The sequence below is a fragment of the Mycobacterium sp. TH-M11 genome (genome assembly GCF_057473725.1).
This window is the reverse complement of record NZ_JBYCLD010000331.1, coordinates 1-3,064: the sequence shown is the minus strand read 5'-3', so window position 1 is coordinate 3,064 and position 3,064 is coordinate 1. Positions and strand designations below refer to the sequence as shown.

Sequence of the window (3,064 nt, the reverse complement as noted above, 5' to 3'; positions counted from 1 at the left end):
CCCGGCAGCGCCCGCGTCATCAGCCTCGCGGTGCTCGCGCTGGACGTCGAGGGCCACGTTGAGCAGTCGGTGGTCAGCCTGCTCAACCCCGGCGTCGATCCCGGCCCGACCCACATCCACGGCCTGACCGCCGCGATGCTGGAAGACCAGCCGCAGTTCAGCGACATCGTCGCTGACGTGGTCGAACTCGTCCGCGGCCGAACACTCGTCGCCCACAACGTCGCCTTCGACTACGGCTTCCTGACCGCCGAAGCCGAGTTGGCCGGTGTCGAACTACCGATCGACAGCGTGATGTGTACGGTCGAGCTGGCCCGCCGCCTGGAGCTGGGCACCGACAACCTGCGGTTGGAAACCCTGGCGGCGCACTGGGGTGTGACGCAGCGGCGAGCGCACGATGCGTTCGACGACGCGGTCGTGCTGACCGATGTGCTGACCGCCTCGCTCCGACGGGCCCGCGAACGCGATGTCTGGCTGCCGGTCCGGCCGGTCACCCGGCGGCGTTGGCCCAATGGGAAGGTCACGCACGAGCAGCTGCGCCCGTTGAAAGTGCTCGCCTCCCGGATGGCCTGCCCGTACCGCAACCCCGGGCCCTATGTACGCGGCGGGCCGCTGGTGCAGGGCATGCGGGTGGCATTGGCGGCCGAGGTCGAGCGGACGCATGAGGAATTGGTCGAGCGGATCCTGCACGCGGGCCTGGCGTACGCGGCCGACGTCGACCGGGACACCTCGCTGGTGATCTGCAACCAACAGCGTCCGGCGCAGGGCAAGGGCTCCCTGGCACACGAACTCGGGGTGCCGTTGGTGTCCGATGCGACGTTCATCGACTACGCCAGGGACGTCGTCGAGGGAGCCGTCGTCGAGTCGTGCGCGGGCGAGCAGTTCGCGCTGTTCTGATTGACTGCAGGCAATGAGTGCGGAGGGGACCGGCGGTCGTCGGCGAGTGTGGGCTGCGGTGATGGCCGCGGTCTTCATCGCGGGCGCCTGCTCGCACGACGGCCGCTCCACGGCACAAGAATCCGGCGTGCACGTGCCCGACAACTTCTGCAGTCTGCTCAGCGCGGCCGACATCAGCAAGGTGATGGGCAGTGCATTCCCGGCGGCCGAGGGCAGCCAGTCCCCGAGTGAAGCGCAATGCACGTCGATCCCGACGGCAGGCAACGACGTCAGCTTCAAGCTGTACTGGAACAACGCGTACTGCATCGACGGCAAGCCCGTCGACAAGAAGTGCCTCGATTCCCAATCCAAGGGATTCAGCGTCAACCAGCAGAGCGCCGGCAGCGTGCAGAGTGTCGCCGGGTTGGGCGATCAAGCGTTCTGCTTCGTGGCTCCGCCTGCCACCGTCGACGTGCTCAAAGGCTGGATCTATCTGATCGTCGGCGCCGACAGCTGCGTGCAGGCCCAGACCCTGGCCGGGATGCTGCTGGCGAAGGTCTCGGCCTGAACCGTCAGCCGCGCGCGGCGCGGTTGACCGCCGAGACCACGGCACGCAGCGACGCGGTGGTGATCGACGGCGCGATGCCGACACCCCACACGGTCTGGGCCTGATTAGGGCGACCTGCTTCGCCCGGCTGTGTCGCGCTCGCGATCGTCCTGCCCACGGGGCTTGATGGGCGACGACCCGCTTCGCCCGGCTGTGCCGCGCTCGCGATCGTCACCGAGGCCTCGACGTAGGCCGCGGCCTGGGCGTCCTCGCCACCGCTCATCGCGTGCTCGGAGTAGTCCAGCACGGAGACGTCGAAGCCGATACTCCCCAGCGCGTCGACGAACGCGGCGAGTGGTCCATTGCCCGCGCCGGTGATCTCGGTCTCGACGCCGTCGACCTTGACGGTCGCGGTGATCTTGGTGACGCCGTGATCCTCTTCGGAGGCGTCGACCCGCTGCTTGATCCGCTCCAGCGGCCGGATCGGGGCGATGTACTCGTCGTTGAAGGCGTCCCACATTTCTTTGGGCGTGACTTCGCCCCCCTCGCCGGCTGTGCCCTCTGCGATCGTCTGGATCACGCGCGAGAACTCGATTTGCAGTCGCCGCGGCAACGCCAGGCCGTGGTCGGCCTTCATGATGTAGGCCACCCCGCCCTTGCCGGACTGCGAGTTGACCCGGATCACCGCCTCGTAATTACGACCGACATCGCGCGGGTCGATCGGCAGGTACGGTACCTGCCAGAGCATGTCGTCGACGTCCGAATCCGCTTCGTCCGCAGCGACTTTCATGGCGTCCAAGCCCTTGTTGATGGCGTCCTGATGACTGCCGGAGAATGCGGTATACACCAGATCGCCGCCGTAGGGGTGACGTTCGGGTACCCGCAGCTGGTTGCAGTATTCGACCGTGCGACGGATCTCGTCGATGTTGGAGAAGTCGATTTGCGGGTCGACGCCGCGGGAGAACTGATTCAAGCCCAGCGTGACCAGGCAGACGTTTCCGGTCCGCTCGCCATTGCCGAACAGGCATCCCTCGATTCGGTCGGCCCCGGCCTGGTGGCCCAATTCGGCTGCGGCTACGCCAGTTCCGCGGTCGTTGTGCGGGTGCAGACTCAAGATCACCGAGTCGCGCCGGTTCAGGTTGCGACTCATCCATTCGATCGAGTCGGCGTAGACATTGGGTGTCGCCATCTCGACGGTGGCCGGCAGATTGAAGATGATCGGGTTGTCCGGTGTCGGCGCGATGATATCGCCGACGGCGTCGCACACCTGCTTGGCGTACTCGAGTTCGGTCCCGGTGTAGGACTCCGGCGAGTACTGAAAACGCCATTGCGTGCCAGGGTATTTCGCCGCCTCCTCGACGCATTTGCGCGCGCCGTCGGTGGCGATCGCCTGGACCGCGGGACGGTCGGCGCGAAACACCACGCGGCGCTGCAGGATCGACGTCGAGTTGTAGAAGTGCACGATGACCCGAGAAGCGCCGGCGCACGCTTCAAACGTCCGCTCGATCAGTTCGGGCCGACACTGAGTCAGCACCTGGATGGTCACGTCGTCGGGAATGGCGCCCTCGGTGATGATCTCGCGAACGAAATCGAAGTCGGTCTGGCTGGCCGACGGGAACCCGACCTCGATCTCCTTGTAGCCCA

At 66.5% G+C, this 3,064-nt stretch carries 3 protein-coding genes; 2 read left to right on the top strand and 1 reads right to left on the bottom strand.

What is annotated here, in order from left to right:
* Positions 1 to 894: DEDDh family exonuclease (locus AC2VOG_RS13390; RefSeq protein WP_486940382.1), on the top strand; the 894-nt coding region annotated here is incomplete at its 5' end.
* Positions 895 to 907: 13 nt separating this feature from the next.
* Positions 908 to 1,441 carry a hypothetical protein gene (locus AC2VOG_RS13385; protein WP_486940381.1) on the top strand — a complete coding sequence of 178 codons (534 nt, stop codon included), beginning with the start codon at positions 908 to 910 and terminating at the stop codon, positions 1,439 to 1,441.
* Between the two features lie 4 nt (positions 1,442 to 1,445).
* On the opposite strand, the gene leuA is transcribed toward AC2VOG_RS13385, so the two are convergent.
* Positions 1,446 to 3,064 (bottom strand): 2-isopropylmalate synthase (leuA, locus tag AC2VOG_RS13380; RefSeq protein ID WP_486940380.1); only part of this gene is annotated, 1,619 nt, incomplete at its 5' end.